At 49.7% G+C, this 16,298-nt stretch carries 23 protein-coding genes; 1 reads left to right on the forward strand and 22 read right to left on the reverse strand.

Annotated features, from left to right (window positions below; translation table 11 throughout):
* Positions 1 to 25 precede the first annotated feature (25 nt).
* Positions 26 to 889, forward strand: a complete 864-nt coding sequence (locus tag ACHHZ6_RS03585) for a LexA family protein (protein ID WP_395121746.1) — start codon at positions 26 to 28, stop codon at positions 887 to 889.
* Between the two features lie 33 nt (positions 890 to 922).
* On the opposite strand, the gene ACHHZ6_RS03590 is transcribed toward ACHHZ6_RS03585, so the two are convergent.
* The 22 genes from ACHHZ6_RS03590 to ACHHZ6_RS03695 form a co-directional block, all read right to left on the reverse strand.
* Positions 923 to 1,366 (reverse strand): phage virion morphogenesis protein, encoded by a 444-nt coding sequence (locus ACHHZ6_RS03590; RefSeq protein WP_395121747.1) that lies wholly within the window; start codon positions 1,364 to 1,366, stop codon positions 923 to 925.
* Positions 1,363 to 1,512, reverse strand: coding sequence for a hypothetical protein (locus ACHHZ6_RS03595; RefSeq protein ID WP_186437272.1), 150 nt, complete (start codon positions 1,510 to 1,512; stop codon positions 1,363 to 1,365). Before ACHHZ6_RS03595 ends, ACHHZ6_RS03590 begins: the two co-directional genes overlap by 4 nt.
* Positions 1,513 to 1,547: 35 nt before the next feature.
* On the reverse strand, positions 1,548 to 1,934 hold the full coding sequence (locus ACHHZ6_RS03600; protein ID WP_395121748.1) for a hypothetical protein: 387 nt from the start codon (positions 1,932 to 1,934) through the stop codon (positions 1,548 to 1,550).
* Positions 1,935 to 1,937: 3 nt separating this feature from the next.
* Complete coding sequence (locus ACHHZ6_RS03605; RefSeq protein WP_395121749.1) at positions 1,938 to 2,369, reverse strand: hypothetical protein; 432 nt, start codon at positions 2,367 to 2,369, stop codon at positions 1,938 to 1,940.
* A 51-nt stretch (positions 2,370 to 2,420) separates the two neighbouring features.
* Entirely contained in the window at positions 2,421 to 3,980 is a 1,560-nt protein-coding gene (locus tag ACHHZ6_RS03610) for a phage tail protein (protein WP_395121750.1), read from the reverse strand.
* 59 nt (positions 3,981 to 4,039) lie between these two features.
* The gene (locus tag ACHHZ6_RS03615; protein ID WP_395121751.1) at positions 4,040 to 4,213 is read right to left on the reverse strand and encodes a hypothetical protein; all 174 of its coding nucleotides are present in this window, start codon (positions 4,211 to 4,213) and stop codon (positions 4,040 to 4,042) included.
* A 4-nt stretch (positions 4,214 to 4,217) separates the two neighbouring features.
* Positions 4,218 to 5,039, reverse strand: a complete 822-nt coding sequence (locus ACHHZ6_RS03620; RefSeq protein WP_395121752.1) for a hypothetical protein — start codon at positions 5,037 to 5,039, stop codon at positions 4,218 to 4,220.
* Position 5,040: 1 nt separating this feature from the next.
* Entirely contained in the window at positions 5,041 to 5,685 is a 645-nt protein-coding gene (locus tag ACHHZ6_RS03625) for a hypothetical protein (protein ID WP_395121753.1), read from the reverse strand.
* Between the two features lies 1 nt (position 5,686).
* Positions 5,687 to 6,088, reverse strand: a complete 402-nt coding sequence (locus ACHHZ6_RS03630) for a hypothetical protein (protein ID WP_395121754.1) — start codon at positions 6,086 to 6,088, stop codon at positions 5,687 to 5,689.
* A complete protein-coding gene (locus tag ACHHZ6_RS03635; protein ID WP_395121755.1) occupies positions 6,089 to 6,280 on the reverse strand; it encodes a hypothetical protein in 192 nt (63 codons plus the stop codon).
* Between the two features lie 39 nt (positions 6,281 to 6,319).
* On the reverse strand, positions 6,320 to 7,681 hold the full coding sequence (locus tag ACHHZ6_RS03640; RefSeq protein ID WP_395121756.1) for a hypothetical protein: 1,362 nt from the start codon (positions 7,679 to 7,681) through the stop codon (positions 6,320 to 6,322).
* Between the two features lie 81 nt (positions 7,682 to 7,762).
* Positions 7,763 to 8,335, reverse strand: coding sequence for a hypothetical protein (locus ACHHZ6_RS03645; protein WP_395121757.1), 573 nt, complete (start codon positions 8,333 to 8,335; stop codon positions 7,763 to 7,765).
* 65 nt (positions 8,336 to 8,400) lie between these two features.
* Positions 8,401 to 9,852: a phage portal protein gene (locus ACHHZ6_RS03650; RefSeq protein WP_395121758.1), complete on the reverse strand. Its 1,452-nt coding sequence runs from the start codon at positions 9,850 to 9,852 to the stop codon at positions 8,401 to 8,403.
* Positions 9,852 to 10,034, reverse strand: coding sequence for a hypothetical protein (locus ACHHZ6_RS03655; protein WP_395121759.1), 183 nt, complete (start codon positions 10,032 to 10,034; stop codon positions 9,852 to 9,854). Before ACHHZ6_RS03655 ends, ACHHZ6_RS03650 begins: the two co-directional genes overlap by 1 nt.
* Positions 10,035 to 10,036: 2 nt before the next feature.
* On the reverse strand, positions 10,037 to 11,533 hold the full coding sequence (locus ACHHZ6_RS03660; RefSeq protein WP_395121760.1) for a terminase: 1,497 nt from the start codon (positions 11,531 to 11,533) through the stop codon (positions 10,037 to 10,039).
* Positions 11,533 to 12,051 carry a hypothetical protein gene (locus ACHHZ6_RS03665; protein ID WP_395121761.1) on the reverse strand — a complete coding sequence of 173 codons (519 nt, stop codon included), beginning with the start codon at positions 12,049 to 12,051 and terminating at the stop codon, positions 11,533 to 11,535. The genes ACHHZ6_RS03660 and ACHHZ6_RS03665 overlap by 1 nt, the downstream gene beginning before the upstream one ends.
* Positions 12,052 to 12,060: 9 nt before the next feature.
* Entirely contained in the window at positions 12,061 to 12,438 is a 378-nt protein-coding gene (locus ACHHZ6_RS03670; RefSeq protein WP_395121762.1) for a hypothetical protein, read from the reverse strand.
* Positions 12,439 to 12,463: 25 nt separating this feature from the next.
* Positions 12,464 to 13,312 carry a hypothetical protein gene (locus ACHHZ6_RS03675; RefSeq protein ID WP_395121763.1) on the reverse strand — a complete coding sequence of 283 codons (849 nt, stop codon included), beginning with the start codon at positions 13,310 to 13,312 and terminating at the stop codon, positions 12,464 to 12,466.
* Positions 13,313 to 13,758: 446 nt separating this feature from the next.
* Positions 13,759 to 14,421, reverse strand: a complete 663-nt coding sequence (locus ACHHZ6_RS03680) for a DNA/RNA non-specific endonuclease (protein WP_395121764.1) — start codon at positions 14,419 to 14,421, stop codon at positions 13,759 to 13,761.
* A gap of 8 nt (positions 14,422 to 14,429) precedes the next feature.
* The gene (locus ACHHZ6_RS03685) at positions 14,430 to 15,239 is read right to left on the reverse strand and encodes a KilA-N domain-containing protein (protein WP_395121765.1); all 810 of its coding nucleotides are present in this window, start codon (positions 15,237 to 15,239) and stop codon (positions 14,430 to 14,432) included.
* 304 nt (positions 15,240 to 15,543) lie between these two features.
* On the reverse strand, positions 15,544 to 16,086 hold the full coding sequence (locus ACHHZ6_RS03690; protein ID WP_395121766.1) for a lysis system i-spanin subunit Rz: 543 nt from the start codon (positions 16,084 to 16,086) through the stop codon (positions 15,544 to 15,546).
* Entirely contained in the window at positions 16,083 to 16,298 is a 216-nt protein-coding gene (locus ACHHZ6_RS03695) for a hypothetical protein (protein ID WP_063448345.1), read from the reverse strand. The genes ACHHZ6_RS03690 and ACHHZ6_RS03695 overlap by 4 nt, the downstream gene beginning before the upstream one ends.

A 16,298-nucleotide genomic window follows, 5' to 3' on the forward strand; every position in this document is an offset into this window, starting at 1 on the left:
GTCAATGCATTTTAGGTATGCACATATGAAATTTGATGATTCATTTCCTGGCAGGGTAGCGATAGCCAGAACTGCTATCGGGATGACTCAGGACGAGCTAGCCCAAAAAGTTGGAGTGGTCAGGCGTCAGATCGCGGCTTACGAAGGTGGTGAGGCTCGGCCGAGAATCAATGCCCTGCAAAACCTAGCGGCGGCATTGGGAACAACAACTGAGTGGCTTACACAGGGTAAAGGAACTGGCCCAGATGTAAGCAGCGTCAAGCGAACTGTTACTGTGCGTGAAATTCCAGTGCTAACACACGTGCAGGCAAGGTTCGAATCGCTGGATGATCTGCTAAAGACGGCATCCATAAAAGATTTCATACCCGCGCCTCAAGGGGCAAATGAATACTGTTTCGCCGTAGAGATTCAGGGCGACTCTATGTCTTCTGGCGAAGGGATAAGCTTCCCTCCTGGTACAATAGTGACTTTTGACTCATCGCTCGAAGCTGTCTCAGGCGACTTTGTGATGTGCGTTTTGAACGATGATTCTGATGCTGCATTTAAGCAACTCATACTGGATCAGCGCCAAATCTATCTGAAACCGCTAAATCCCTTATATCCGATGTTTCAACCTGATTTTATCGAGATAGTTGGCGTTGCTATTCATTCTCAATTTCGCATCAATAGAGACAAGCTTATCCGCCCCATGCCTCATAGTGAAGTCGAGAAATTAGTTAAAGAAGCTCACAGCGTTAGCCAGGATTTCTGGGCTAATGCTAAGTTTGACCAGAACACCCCTTTTGATGAGCGACTTAAACGACTAGACGAGATTGCTGAGCGCCTTGAGAAGTATGCAAACTACAGTCTCTCTCAGGGTCGCTATAAGGACTCGAGAGGGAAGAAATAATTGACCAATGGCATGGCCCACATAAGTGGGCTATCACCGCTTAAATGCCTTTCTGACATGCGGTGAAAATATCTCGCCAAGCCTATCAGAAACCTCTGCTGCTGCCGGACCAAGATACGGTCTTGGTGGTGATTTTTCCGTCCCATTCTCCATATACAAACCAATATCCATTGACGTGCCTATGATCGCGCCATTCCCATCTACACGCATACTTATTGAATCGCGTAGTTCACCGCTCCTCTCGAGTGGGTTATTGGCGGAGTAGCCAAGCCTCACTCGCTGATCCATGGTGGCTTGTGTCAGTGGAGCCCATGCGGCAAAACCATGGGATGCGCCCTGATAGTGTCCTATTTTCTCTTTCGCGGATTCCCTAATCTCTGTAGCTATTGCAAGCACTGCAAGGTCAGCCTCAACCTTAATATTTGCGGCAGCCATTTCCAGTATTGAGGAGAGGTCTGCAAGAGAAACATCCTTCATTTCCTCTCCTCGTATTCACCAGTTACCCAGTTGAATTTCTGCCCGCTGTCTATCTCACCAATGGTTATCTGCATGGCGAGTTTCTCATGTGGCATCAGGTGAGTCAGACCATTAAACAAAACAGAGAAGGGAACGCCGTTCTTCATCAGATAACATCTGTTTCTGAAATCAGCGTTCCCTGTCAGTTTTTTGCGGCCTGCTCCACATCATCTTCGCTAGCATCCAGCCCTGCATTTTTCATGGCGTCAATCATGTACTCTCGGATTGCAAGCATACCTTCACGGCCAAGATGCTTAAGCCTGCCATCAATTTGCGCCTGATTTACCGGGATTTGGTAATCAATATCGTCAATTGATTCAACCATGGCGGCAGGGAAGGCATATCCGCTCATGTAGGTGTGGTTAGCAGCATTAGCAGCACCAACCGCGATGAAGATGCGTGATTCTTCCAGCGGGTCCAGCTCGCGAAGGGTGATGTGGCGACCTTTTGAATCGGTTAGAACAGTTTTCTCCTCCTGAGAAGCCGCAGGCTGAGGTGCTGATTGTTCTTTTACGGTAATTTTCGGCATGGGTTATGCTACCTGTAAACGGCGTTTAGAAGTGAATGTGAAGGTTTGACGAACAGTCTGATCGCCCTGCTTTTTGCCCGGGTCAGTAAAGTTAAACTGGACGCCGGTATAGCGATAAACAGATGTTCCGCCATTGGATTCGGTAATGGTTTCTGTGATGGTGCCTGCAGCGCGGTTGATGCCAGCAAAATAGTCTGATTCCCACTGAGCCCACCATGAGTCAAGCGTGGAGTCCTGTCGTTCGGCCTCAATAGTGCCCTCCCAGTTTTTGGGGATCATGAGCGTATCGGTTTCGCCGGTGATTTTTGTGACGTCGATTTGGTTTACTTTCGGCTTTGCGTCGAAAGAGATAACAACAGGAATCGTAACAACTCCGTAAGCAGTGTTGATGTCAATCTGGACGTCGCGACCCACTGTGTAATTAGATAAAGGCATAGCTTTTGCTCCATAAAAAGCCCTCACGCAGAGGGCTTATATTTGACTTGTTTACAGGGTGGCGTTGCTTGAAACGGACACTGTTACACTTGCGCCACCTTCCAGGTTAATCAGGAAGAAGCGCGTAGTTGCCAGGTATTTAACCTGTACGTCTGCAACCATGTAGCCGAGAGCGACGCGGTTGCTTGGGTTATTGCTGGCATCGAGTTTGACGCTGAACGCCGGGCCGCCGTTAGGGTCGCCAATCATCCCGGCATCCACCAGTGATTGCAGGAATGACTCAATCGTGGACTTTGTGGAGCGGCGAAGGTCGGTAGTTTGCGGCTCACCTACAACGTAACCAAACGATGCGGCCAGTGTTGCTGACAGGTAGTTGGTCATGCGGGTGTAGGTATCATCGTTCTGTGTTGAAGCAGAAGCAGCATTGCGACCCGAGCGCAAACCGAAGTAATTTCCGCCAGGACATGGGTTGGTGATAACGTCCAGGCGTGCGTTGCTCAATGCGCCAATTTCGCTAATGCTGTATGGCTGGTTAGCGAGCTGGCGTTGAGTCGCTACGACGTTGGTGATCGCCTTGTTCAGCGCAGAGATATGCGGTGACTGTGCTGCATATTTCGCCGCAACAAACGTTGCCGGTGCGCACATACGGGAAGACAGGCCGTTAACCGTGTCATTCCAGTAAATCCAGTCACCAACAAGCACCTTCATCTGCCAGGAATCAACGCCTGACGTATTCAGGGTTGTGGACAGAGAAGAGTAAGTTACGCCTGCCGCACCCTGTGAAATGCAGAACATCCCCTCTGACAGACAGAAGGTGTTCACGGTAGGCCACTGTGTCGAATCGGTTACATCCACCAGGTTAAGAACCTGAGCGCCAGCACCGCGTAATGAATACATCCCTTTACGGGTGGTGCTGGTTCCGTCAGTGCCAATCAGCACTGAATCGGTGATGGTAGTAGCACCATCAGTCCCGCCTGTCAGCGCCCAGACTGTGGTGGTATCAGGTACGGCGGAAGATGTGCCGACAGTGGCGACGACATACTGGCTTGCACCACGAACAGCTGTGATTCCGTTGTTTACCGCGCTTACCAGATTAGTCCATACCGCAGCACCAGTACCGGTGATGTTATCGAATACTTCCGGAGTCTGGCCGTTGAAAAACACGGTCAGCTTGTAACTATTTACTGCAGTACCAGTGGTAACTTGCGCTGAAATCGTGTTGCCTTTCGTGCCGGTATATTTGGCGGTCAGTGTCATACCTGTCACGGGGGTTCCGGCTGTGTCTTTAACTGCAATTGATGCGGCAAGATCTGTTCCATCAGTTACGCGAACACACTGAAGATTGGTTGCCCCAATTTGCAGAGAAATGGCGATCGCCGTACACAGGTCATATTTCCGCACCTGCTGAGAGCCAAAGTAGATAGCCTGGTCTGTATCTGAACCAATGAGGGTTGGTGAATTAACTGGCCCCCATGAAGCAATACCAACAATTCCCAGGCCATCGCTAGGCACGCCGTTGATATAGCGTGTTTTTGGTGCCTGGATGCCAACATATAGGTCAGCAGCAGACAGAGCAGTAGTGTTTAAGCTACCTACTTGATAAACGGGCATATTGGTTCCCCAAATAAAAAACCCGGCTCATTGGCCGGGTTATTAGTTGAATGAATGGTTTACTCTGCTTTTGCTGCCTTATAGACATAGCAGGCCAGTTCTCCAGCTAAAATCTCCTGGATTTTGGCTGCGTCTGAGATGCGATCACCAATCTGGTAATCCATGAATGCATGACGCACAACCAGGTCGTAACCGAGATCGGCTGATACGTTAGCTTTGGCATTGTCGGCCATTTTGTTACTCCGGGATGGTTTTGATTAGGTTTCCCGACATATCGCTGACGTTCATCGTCGGTGCGACAATCTGGGTTGCTGTTTCTGTCTGGAGAGAACTGAAATCGGCACAGAAAATCATGTCGTGACGGTAAACAAGGTATGACTGAGCCGAATCGCTTGGCATTGAGCGTTTATACCTGATCACTGTCGGCGACCCGTCTGGCATATTGAGTGAAGTTAACGCCGAGAGGCCATTGTCTACAGCAAGAGCTGTGGCAGCACGAATAGCAGGAGACCCTGCCCATACCGTAACCTGAAAGTCCTTTTCCTGACGGCGAAGAATGCGGCCTACTACGTCTTCTGATCCGATTCGAATCTCAAATGAGGCTGTTGCCGGTAGCGTGATAATCGCGCCTGAACTTGAAGCGCCTGATATCTGCACCACAAGAGCCGTTGCTATGGTTGCAAGCGTATCACCTGACTGCACTGCGTAGGTGTGATGCTGCTTATCGCAGAACAGGTTGATGTTTGTCGGGATTGTTACCGTACCCGCCAGCGTGATTTGCTGCCCGTTCACCGTAGCTGTAATACCTGAAACGCCTTTAGATAACCGTCGCCACGGCCTTCCGAGAGACTCTGTGAGCTTTTTTTCAGTCGTCAGCGGATAAACGCTTATGTGGCAACTTCCAGCCTTCAGGTCGCGCTCAAGGCGTTCTGGTTGAGGCCATCCAGCATAGATGTACGCTGCAAATCCCGTCACCGATGGGTTTGATGTTCCATTCGGGTACATAATCCCGGCAATAATCGACACCAGAGTGTTTTGAATGCCGTATACATCAGCCATATCACGGCCTCACTTGTTGTGCTGTCAGTCGCCAGCCCAGGTCTGTAAGCTCTGCCGATGTCAGCTTGTATCGACCACCTATTTCGTCGGTGATGATGTCAGCAGTGCGCAGGTAGACGCCGTCAACGAATGGGAGCAGGACGTTAAACCAGGGGTTTTTAGCATCAGCCGGAAGGCCTACTTCGTTCTTTTCGCCTTTGCTGCCCTGAAGCATTGAACAAGGCCAGCCAGTCATCAGAAGTGCTTCATTCGCCGCAGTGTCGCCACCATAGCCAAGCTCACCAGGTCCGGTATCCATCACAGGTCGCAGAACTGACACCACTCTGTTGCAATCAACCATATATATCGGAAGCAATTGCTGCATTGCTGCGATATACAGCGTACCTTCTATACCTTTGACATAGTCAAAAACCTGACACTGTGCGCCATCCATAATCCCGTACCATGTCGCCTTGCCGAAAACGTTGGGCCGCGAGAATGTCGGGTCATCTGCGTTCAGTGAGGCGTATAGGTCTGGCAGCCGGTTAGATGCATCGAGTGGATTATTTGCAGAAGATGGGCGGTAATGCTGATAGTTAGTCCCTGTTCGTTTTGCTGCTTTCGCATAACCCTTGTAGAGCTTTTGCTGGATTTTGTAGCCATCCATATCACACCACCAGGGTTACACTATTTTGCTGACCACCAAAGTTAGGGCCAGGTTGCACACCCATGAAGTTCACTAGTCTCATTCGCCATTTATCAAACAGCGCTTCGCGGTCACGCACTTCATTTTTGTTGTGTGTCCACACCGCAGCTTTATCGGTATCGAGGTTTTCAGTGGCCGAAACGATGTCTGTTTCCAGAGTCACAAGGTTCGCAAGGTAGGTGTTGATAACAACATTTGCCTCGGTTGCGCTCATATGTTGAAGGCGATATTCCAGAGCAAGATACTGGCGGTAAATCCACGGGAAAGGAAATACAACCGCCCCATCACCATATGCCGGATAACCACAGTAGCGCCGGATATCGACCAGTTGAGCGTCAGTGAATGCATACGGCGTAAAGGACATCTATTTTTCCTCTAAAACTGCACCAGACCTGACAAGCTGAGCAATAAGATCATCATCTTCACCTTCTGTAAGCTCTTTTCCGGCCTCCAGAAATGTGCCACTTCTGCCATACGATACGATGCCGTGGTTATGGGTAAGCACCCAAACCTTTGCGGCAGATTCGTTTTCTTCTGCTAATTTTTTACGAGCCATTTTGTCTCCTGAAGGGAGGGGCGAACCCCTCCATCTTGATTACAGAGATTCCAGGATGATCGCGCGTTTAAACGCAGAGTTAGTCGCGGTCGGAATGGTATTCGGGTTAGCGGTGGTGTCAGACGGAGCCACAAAGCCACCGATGTAGGACCAGGACTGAGTGACAACCTGTTTCAGCGCATCCAGCGGCTCACGGGTCACGTGAGCGATACCGTCAACCACGATGATTGAACCGTCATTATCGTCTGCTTCAGAAGCAGCGGCATATGCATCGTCGGTAAACACGCCTTCAACCAGCGCGCCCTGACCACACAGAACAGCGCGGCGAACTACGCCAACGCTTGCCAGCGTCTGAACCGGATTCATGTTGGTTTCCTGGATGCGCACCCCCAACAGTTCTGCCACGATACCGCGACGGTATTCTTCAGACTGAATTTGACCACGGAAGAAGTATTGGAATGCCGGATCTTGATAAAGACCGGTAGCCTGGAGTGGGTCGCAATACAGGACATACATGCCCGTTGCATCAACCGGAGGGACACCGTTTGCCGCCATTGTTGCTTTGGCATTCAGGATCATCTGCATGGTCAGCTTACCGTTGTTGATATCGGCAGATGAACTGATTGCAGCAGTAGTACCCGCCATTACGTTTGCTGCAGAAGTGCTCGGACGAATGATGTAAGGTGCAACCGCAGAAATTACGGCATTACCGGCAGTACCATCAGAAACAGACACGCTGGAAGAGAATGTTAGCGTACCGGAAACACCGCCAGGGGTGGTTGATACGTTGGTGCCGTCAGCTGCAAAACCAGTCAGTGAATAGACACTTGCACCTACAGTAACGTTGACAGGGTTTGAGCTGGACACTGCGACTGGTTGACCATTGCTGTTAAGCGTGGTCTGGAAGCCGCGAATATCATCAACTGCGATTGTCACACCAGCAGAACCGAGAGTGGTACGGACTCGGGTATTACCACCCATGTAGGTGTTAAACAGGGAGGTTTGCGCCAGCGCATCGATGGAGCGGAAAGACTGCTCGCCAAGCGCATAGGCATTGCGCAGGAACAGGTCGGCAATCGCTACGCGGCTGGTTGCCACGTTCAGTTGCATCATACCTGCATACTGGGCGATCGCCAGAGCGTACTGTTCTACCGCATAGTTTTGCGCAGTCAGGCCGCTGGTAATATCGCTGTTTGCCGCAGGTGACATTGCGGTAGTGATTGCAGGCAGCAGACCAGTACGGGTTTTGGTGATGGTTTCACCGATGTTTGCCATGAAGTCTTCACGGTCAGCAATAGCGCGGAAACCGAGCTGTGCCTTTAGCGGAAGACCGAACTGATGTTCCAGAAATCCAGTCTGAATAACAGATTGAATTGATGAGGGCAGGTTATTAACAGCCATTTATGTATTCCTGTTCAATTAAAAAGAATGTTTGTTTTTTCTGCCCACTCAGTCGTCTGGACTCCGGAGCCATGAGGGTTTTTAAACTTTGATATTAAGGCCAAGTTCTTTGGCCTTAGCCCTGAGTTCTTCTGGTGTTGCCTTGGAGGCATTGAATTTCTCAGGTTCTTTCTTAGGAGGCACCCTTACATCAGTATTGGTGGTTGACTTCGAAGGCTCAGCAAAGAGATATGGCTTTGCTTCTTTGAGTTTCGCCATTAAATCTTCTGCACCTGTAACCTCGCCGTCTTCGCCCAACGTGACAGATGACAAATCAGCCAGTTTCAGTCCATCCAGATCAACCATGCCAGCCTTGACAGCAACTGCTTTCAGTTCAGCGCGGATGATTCTGGCGTTTGCTGCTTTTTCGGCAGACTGGACTTTCTGATCGGCTTCTTCGCTTTTCTTTTTGGCATCGTTTTGGGCTGCATCAAGCTGCTCCCGTGCCTCTTTGGCGCTGGTGCGGTATTTGGCGTTCTCAGCACGTAATTCCTGCACATACTCAAGAGAGAAAGTGGTTTTCTCTTCCATTTTTTGCTGCTGTCGATGCTGTTGCTGCTCCTGCTGCTGCTGTTGAGTTTGTTGCTGCTGAGTTTCGTTAGTTTCGTCAACCATCTAGGTTTCTCCAGATAATAAAAAACCCGCTCCAGGCGGGTTATTGGTTTGGGAATCATTTCCCGTCATTCAGAAATTGTTGCGCTCACTTTTGCGCCTGCATTACGGGCCTGTAGTTCAGCGAGTGCCAACTTTGACTCGGCCTCAGCATCCTCAATGTCGAACTGAGCCGCCAGGGCTTTTATCGCAGTGAGCCGCGTTAACAGGCCGGAATCGGTTAATCTGACCATAGTGTTGGCCGTATTCATGATGTCCTGAGTGGTGGCGGTGTACCATGCAGGCCAGATGAGCACAGGTACGAGATCTTCGGGAAACTCCCCTACCTCCTCGCCAGATTTGAAAATAAGCTTAAATTTCCGTGATGCGGCAAAAATCATGTTGATCAGGTCAATCAGTGCGCCCTCTCCATAACTGATTGAAAGACGGTCAGCGAGCCAGATAAGCGCTTGATTCATGATTTCCATTGCACGGCCAGATTGGGCGGCGGCAATTTTCTCGTTGCTGGCCTTATTTCCGTGCATGTTTTCCAGTGCGACCTCGCGCAGATGTTTGACGTAATTGATCACAGCCTCGGAAGCACCGCCGCTGATTTCAAGTAGTTTTGCATCGCCGCCAGCGGGCACAACAAGGGCATTATTTGCACCTTTTACTAAAGGCTGAGCGCCTCCGTTTTCGTCCTGTTTGAGTACCAATGTCGGGTCTGACATAAATTTCAGGCCGCGCCCAACCTGAGAAAGCTGATAGTCAATCTCTATCTGGCAATCAATAGACTCCCCGCAAAGTGTCGATGCGCCGTCACAGTCATCGCCGCCGGGAAGGTTTTTTACCCATACAACTGGCACAAACCCAAGCTTGTGATCGACTGAGCGCTTATCGTCCTTTACAAACTCTGCTTTGGTATCTGATTTTTTGACTGGCAGATACCAAATCTCAGTTTCAGTATCCCATTCCCGGCGAAACCAGAAGTCACTGCCTATATCATCCTGGGAAATGTTGTAGCCAGCCATTTTCAGGTCATTGCCTTTCACCTTGTAGCACTCAACTACTGACAAGAGAGTATCTGGCGCTTTGGGATCCCACACTGGCGTAAGATATTCGGTTTCTAGAGCCTTAAGGAAAATTCGGTCACTGATAACAGAGAACATGATGGCTACTGAACCAACTGCACCTTTTGTGGCCGCGTCGATCATCACCTCATTCAGCTTAATTTCCTTCAACAAACGGCTGAGAACGGCTTTCTGCTCACATTTTATGTCGACCGTGGGGAAATGGTCTTCACCAAACAACAACGAAACACTGTCATCTACTACAGTCCGGCACAGGTTGGTTCGCACAGAAGGGCGTCGCTTGCGTAGTGGGATATATTCTCCCGCACCCGTCTGTTCTTCGCTGAATGAGTGCTTAATTTGGTCGTATAGCTGACCGTTTAACACCTTACGCAGCATCATGAGACGCCAGGAACGCTCCGGCATATCTTCATCTTTCTGCCACGTTGCCTGAATCGTCTTAAAATCCATTATTTTCTGCCTTTATGAACGAACCCGCGCGCGTTGATTGCAAAATTAGCCATCTGGCGCAAATGTGGGTCAGATGACTGTTTCGCCTGCTCCAGTTTTTTAACTGGGATGTTTTCGCCCTGAGGGACACCGAGCGCACGATGCAAATCACCTTCATGTGAAGGTTTGATCTTAATAGTCATAATTAACGCCCCATGAGAGGAATATTTGTTTGGGTAATGGGCTGACGCTTGCGTTTGTTTTTAACGACTGCGAAATAGCGGAATCCGTCAGAACCGTGAGATGTCCAGTCGTGGAGTGGTTTGTCTTTCCAGCATCCGCGTTTGTCGTCCCATTCCTTGCGGTAACCTTCCAGTGCGTTAATCCCTTCCTCGCACTTGCTTTCATCGAAAACGCAACTGGTCAGGATTTCACGCACCATCTCGATACCTGTTTCCACCGACTCTTTCGGCACAACGTTGAATTTAAGCGAGTAGGTTTGCCCATCAATCTCGTAACCTTCTTTCGCCAGTTCGCGGCGTGATTTCGCGTCGCTGCCGAACTCACGGTTATCAATGTCGTGTGGCCCCCAGTGCTCACCGTAGGTGTAACCACGGTCTTTCAGCACCTTCATGTAATGCCGTAGGCCTTCACCGGAATTTTCGTAGTAGTCGATAATGTGGAACTCGGTTTCGCTCAACTCGCGCACAAACCAGATCGCCGTCGAGTCACTCACCCCGATATCCCAGAACGTGTGAACCGGGAGGTGTGAGTTATCAGGAATAGCGCCGATGCGCTTTTGCGAATAAAGCCAGTTGAACTGCTTGGCGTAATAAGCGCCTTCAACAGACTGCTGGAATGCTTCTTCCGGCGTCGAAGGGTATTCGCGCTTCATGTCATCGCCAAGAGTCTTCTCTTTGGCGTAATACCATGCTCGCTGGCGCTCGTTGATGACGATGCCAAGCTTTTGCTCGATGCCGTTGAAATAATCAGTCAGGCGTTGGGGTATAGGCTCAACAGGGTCAATTGCATATTGCGGATTCTTCCACCAGGCGAAGAAGAAAAACCTCCAGTCGAGCGGGGAGAGCGATTTACCTTGCAGCGCCGCCTTTTCTGCAGCCTGACAATATTCAAAGAAGTAACCTGCACGCCCTTCCCCTGTGCTTTCTATGGTGGCAAAACATCCAGTCGATACCGCCTCAAGAGCACCTGTGACGATTTCGCGCGCTTTATCAGGATACTTGGCGCAGATTTTTCCGAACTCAGAAATATGCAAATATCTAAGCGTGCCACCGCGAAATGACGTACTCACATAAATTGAGCCGCCCTTTTTGAATACCAGCTCTCCAGCAGCATCGTTGCTTGCGGGGTTGGCAGCCTTGATCTCAGTAGGGAGCCTGTCATATGCGAATTTTACCTTTTCACGGAAGAGGCGTTTTGCATCATTCAGTGTGTGGGCTATAAGTGCGCATTTGGCTGATTCGAACAAGGCTGCATCAAGCTGAATAATGCAAACTTCCGTCGTGAAGCCAAGCTGTCTCGCTTTGAGGATGATGTTGCGCGTGTGCATGCCTTCAAAGTATTCAAGCTGCTCCGGCGTCATTTTAAACCGGACAGTCTTGCCTTCTTTGTCGGTGATCCAGTAAAGATTATTCAGCCGCCAGAGCTTGTCGCTAAGCAGCTTGATATGCTCAGGTTTCATTAAGCCCCCTGAGACAATGAATCCATCAGGTCAGAGATACTGTCGGTATCGTTGTTCTTGTCGCCGTTATCGATGTTGTAGGCTTCACGCTCAGCTTTGATGACTTTAATCTGCGCATCTACACCTGCAACAAGTGAACGAGCCAGAGAAGCGTGATTTTCCTCAGTGAAGTCCACATCATCCAGGAAGTCGCCAAGCTTACTTGCGATACGACGCCAGCGCGCCAAATCGACACGATGCTCAAGGACTACCGCTGCCGCTTCATCAGCCGCTTCGTTAACGATCTCTTCATCAGTTCGCACCTGTTCGCGCGAACCGTCATTGCGAACCTCTTTGCGAACAAGCTTCTGCCGTGTGGCTTTCTGTACCTGCTCTGTTAGGTCTCGCTGCCATCCGTTCTGTGTTGCTCTCTTACGGATAGCGGTATCACTTACACCATGCTTATCAGCTATTGCGCGGATGGACAATGAGCCAGCCCGGTAAGCCGACTCAATGGCCTCCCAGTCAGGTTTTGCCATGTTGTTACCTTATTCTTTGTTTTGGTCTTTCTGGATATGCGGCAGGAATGCATACATGATGCGCTGCACCAGGTAGCAAAACGTCTCGTTCATTTCGTTGTTATTTGTTGGCACGCCTACGTGGTGGCAGATCTCAAAAGCAATGTGGCAAACCTCATGCGCAAGAACCTGAGGCTCATGGATGAAAACACCCATGATAAGTAGTGGCGTCTTACTGGCGCGCTGGTGACTGTATGCGAAACCATTAAATCCTGATAAGTCCCAGGATAAATCCAGGCGAGCAAGATATTCAGTTGCTTCTTCCCTATCCCTCAAAAGCACTATGTCAGCACAATTAAAAAGCGGCACTGAGTAGCGCGGAGGTGAAGGCCATTTTGTTTTTGCCATGAGGATACCTTAAGGCTGTAATCGGTCAGATTGGAAAATCAGGGTATCCTTCAATCCACGATACATAGGCGTTAATATTTTGCGTTGCGGTATCTAACGACTGAATGCGCAACACATACGTTGTATTGGGAAGCATGATGATTGGCTCGCCAAGCTTAGCCTGAGAATTCCCCTGCCCCTGATTACTGCCATTACCTTCGCTGTACGCCACGGAAACAGTCAGTGTGCCAGATGTAAATGTCATCCCACTATTCAGCGTAACTGTGGTTGTCGCCGGATTGGTGTCGTTCGGGTTGTTAATATCAGCAGGTACTGGCGTTCCAGTTGCTGTGGCATTGCGGTATACATACGCGGCAACACCAATGCCGGTATAGCCAACATCCCGCCTTACAAGAATGCATGGCTTCGAACCAGTAGTGAATGTCGAATCGAGGAACGCCCCGGCAGCAACACCAGTAACGCGACGCGATGCGGTGAACAATGTACCGTTTTTTATTGCTGCCTCAACCAGGCTTTGCTGGGTAATACTGCGAGCACCCGTGAACAACCCGTTCGGGCTTGAATGATGAGGGTATACGTCACGAAATACGCTAACTATAAGCTGGCTGGCTGATGCCACAATACCGGATTTAACAATCTTCGCTCTTAAGGCGAGACCAGCATACGCTCCAGAATCAAACGGGAACCAGGCATTCACATCGAGAAACGGTGATACATAAATTCTGACCATCCCGGGAGAAAGAGAGACCTGATTACCAGATGAATCAACCGCCGCCACATCGATTAGCATTCCTGCGTTATCAGGGCTTAGATATTTGCTGATATCAACAGTACCATCAGTGATATCCATCTTTATGACATTCTGTTGTGACATTTCAGCATATTCCTCTGCTCAGTTTGTATTCTGCCCGTGGGCATATGCATCCTCTTCACTGCATTATCGAGCCTTCACGATAGAAAGCTCTGTAATGCACCCTGTCTCTCCAGGTGTCCGCCATAACTATGTGATGTTTTTGCGCATAAGGAGGCGCAGGAGGTATCACACACTATGGCTGCCGGGGTTACATCCCCACTCACCGGCTAGGGTCGAGCAAGTATCCGTTATCAGGCTCACTCGTAAATGAGCCTTGTAATGGACATTGATTTAAATGTCTTGTGAGCTTTTTTTATGGCCTGAGCATTGACAAAAGCGTTCTCAATGGTTCAATGAATACATCTTTGAAATTAAGCTTTCCTTCGAGGGCAAAGCCGTAGACACCCAAGGCAACTATTGGCAATAAAATTGCCCAATCGAAGCTACTCATCTCGACCAACTTTTTATCAGAAAGGCTTGATGCCGTATTTCAGCGCGAACTGCGCTGAGGTCATTTTGGTTACTGTGCCGGCTGTGTTGTCACCGACATAGACAGCCTCACCTGATTTGGCTTTCACTGCCTTCCAGATAACCGATGGCACGTTGACGCCATTTCCGATCGTCTTATCGCCTGGTATCATTCCGGTAACCACCCAGGCATCACCCTCAGCCAGCACCTGTTTGCGCACGGCTTCTTCCATCAGTCGCCAGGCCTTTCTGTTGAGGTCTGGTAACTGAGGTGTCATGTTTGCAAGGCTGAAGGTTTCTAACTGCTCCTGGGCTGTTCCTGCGTCGCCTGCAGCAGTCATGTGTCCCATATCGTATCCGGACTTAGCGTAATCCTTCTGTGTGGACTCAAACTGCTTAGGGACTTTTGGCTCGCTGTGAAAGGCGTCCTTGCGCTTAAGCTGGAGAGAACCTTTCACGTCTTCGGCCGTTAGGTGCTGAGCGCTTACCACCGGATCTTTCAGGGAATCGCTGTAAAGCACTGAGAACTGAGTGAAGCAAATCTCCTGGTCGTACTTAACCGGAGGAGGATTGTCATTCAGGAATTTACCCGGGCAGTTTGAACCAGCGATCGCTGAAAACGAAAAAGCCGCTACGAGAGCGGCTATCAGGTATTTAGTCATGGGGCACCCTATGCGGCATAGAGCATTTTCATCTGCCCTTTTACGTGAAACGCCGCCATGCAGCGGGATTCGAAATCGCGGTAGTCAGCGCAGCCATTCGCGATACTGGTCACAGCGATAATTTGATGCTCTACCAGCTTCAGCGCGTCAGGCTTTAGGTGTTGATGAATCTTTTCACCTTTTGCCAAGCGTGATTTTACTTCCTGGTAAACATCCTCTGGCAGCACAGGTCCGTAAACCCATTTGGCGCTAATCATTCCGAACAATGCAGGTCTGCGGTTTGGCCTGTGACGTGGAAGCCCGGACATTTTGAATAATGCCGCATAAAATGGATCGCTAAATCGCTTTTCCCACGGCACTGATTCATCCAGCAGGAACATCGCAGTAATGCGTGAATCGGTAGTTGAGAAGGCACCACCACGGACAATCGCATCAATCTGCTCGTCACACCAGATTTCGAAGTCAACTGAAAGCCAGCGGGCAAACCTGATTGCAAGCTTTGGATGAATCCATGTACCACCTTGCGGGCCAGTCTTTGTTGCAACAAGACGAGTTGCCTTAACAAACCTCAGCACCTTTGATCTTGATGCAGCTGATGATGTATCTAACCTTCTGATTTCATTAATTTCTGTCAGAAACCCGGAATTACAGAAAAGCTTTTTAGACAGAGCGGACATATATTCAAGCACATCTATCTGTCGAAGCCATGATGTTGTATCTTTGCCGAATTTTGCGGCAACATCAGTTGCATTGATCCAGCCTTCATCATTAAAGCGAATCTTCAGCCCGTCATAATTCAAAGGAATAATGTTGGTCATCGTATTTACCTTTCTGTGGTATGAGCCTGCTCGCGTAGACATGGGCAGCCAAGAGCGAAACGATGAAATCCACCGCCCTGTCTCAGACTCACACTACGGAAAGCTCTTGTTGAGTTACGCACGCGAGTGCGCTGGTTTGGAGCAATAAAAAAGCCCAGCCATTTCTGACTGAGCTTTGTTAATTCTTGTCGCAGCTTTCGCTCTGCTTTTCAGCGGTGCTTTGCCACTTCCGTCTGTTCCGGCTGCCAAGATGTGATCACTTCCTTACGGGGTTACACATTCTTCACCTTGTCGGGGTTGTTCTTTACTTAGCGATTACGCCAGCTTCCTGACCTGCTCGGATGTAATCCTGCAACTGGTCTAATTTTGCCTGGTCGCTGATTGAACCGGATCGGATATCGTAAATGTTTCGTCCAAAATCTGGACTGAATTCGATTTGGGCTCCATCGCCCATGTCGGAGGCGCTTGCAGCTGCACTTTTTGACAGGTTACAGGTTGCAAGTCCGGCTTTGGCGAATTGCAATTGGCGAGAGCCAGAGGTAACAGCATCACGAAGAGCTTTATTTTCTGCGAGCGCATTGTTTAACTCCTGCGTGTGCTTCTGGTCGCTTTTAGCCACAGTGCTTGAGAATGCGTGTTCCAGCGCTGCGTTTTTGTCACGCTGAGCACTGGCTTCGTCGCTGATGGCTTTCAGGTCTTCGGCGTGCTGCTGTTTAAGCGTGGCAATATCAGCGGTGAACTTATTATCAGTCACCCACCAACCGGCAAGCGCGCCAAGCAAGGCACCACACAGCAACGCAATTCCGCACCATTTCCAGCCAGGCTGAAACACCGTTGAGATGTTCATTTTGGCTGGTCATTGTCGAACTGCTTAATTGCACGAGCGATGATGCCGCAGACAGAAACAAAGGCCACGATGTAACCGAGGTATTGCGACGGAATCATTGCTTTTACGTCATCAGGTACCTGGTCCCAGATACCAGCAATCACAGCCAGCACCGCAAGAATGCGCACTGACCACATTTTCCAGAGCTGAGGAAGGTTATCGATGAATTTCAT

It is taken from the genome of Enterobacter cloacae complex sp. 2024EL-00214 (genome assembly GCF_043945575.1).
Taxonomy (GTDB): domain Bacteria; phylum Pseudomonadota; class Gammaproteobacteria; order Enterobacterales; family Enterobacteriaceae; genus Enterobacter; species Enterobacter cloacae_P.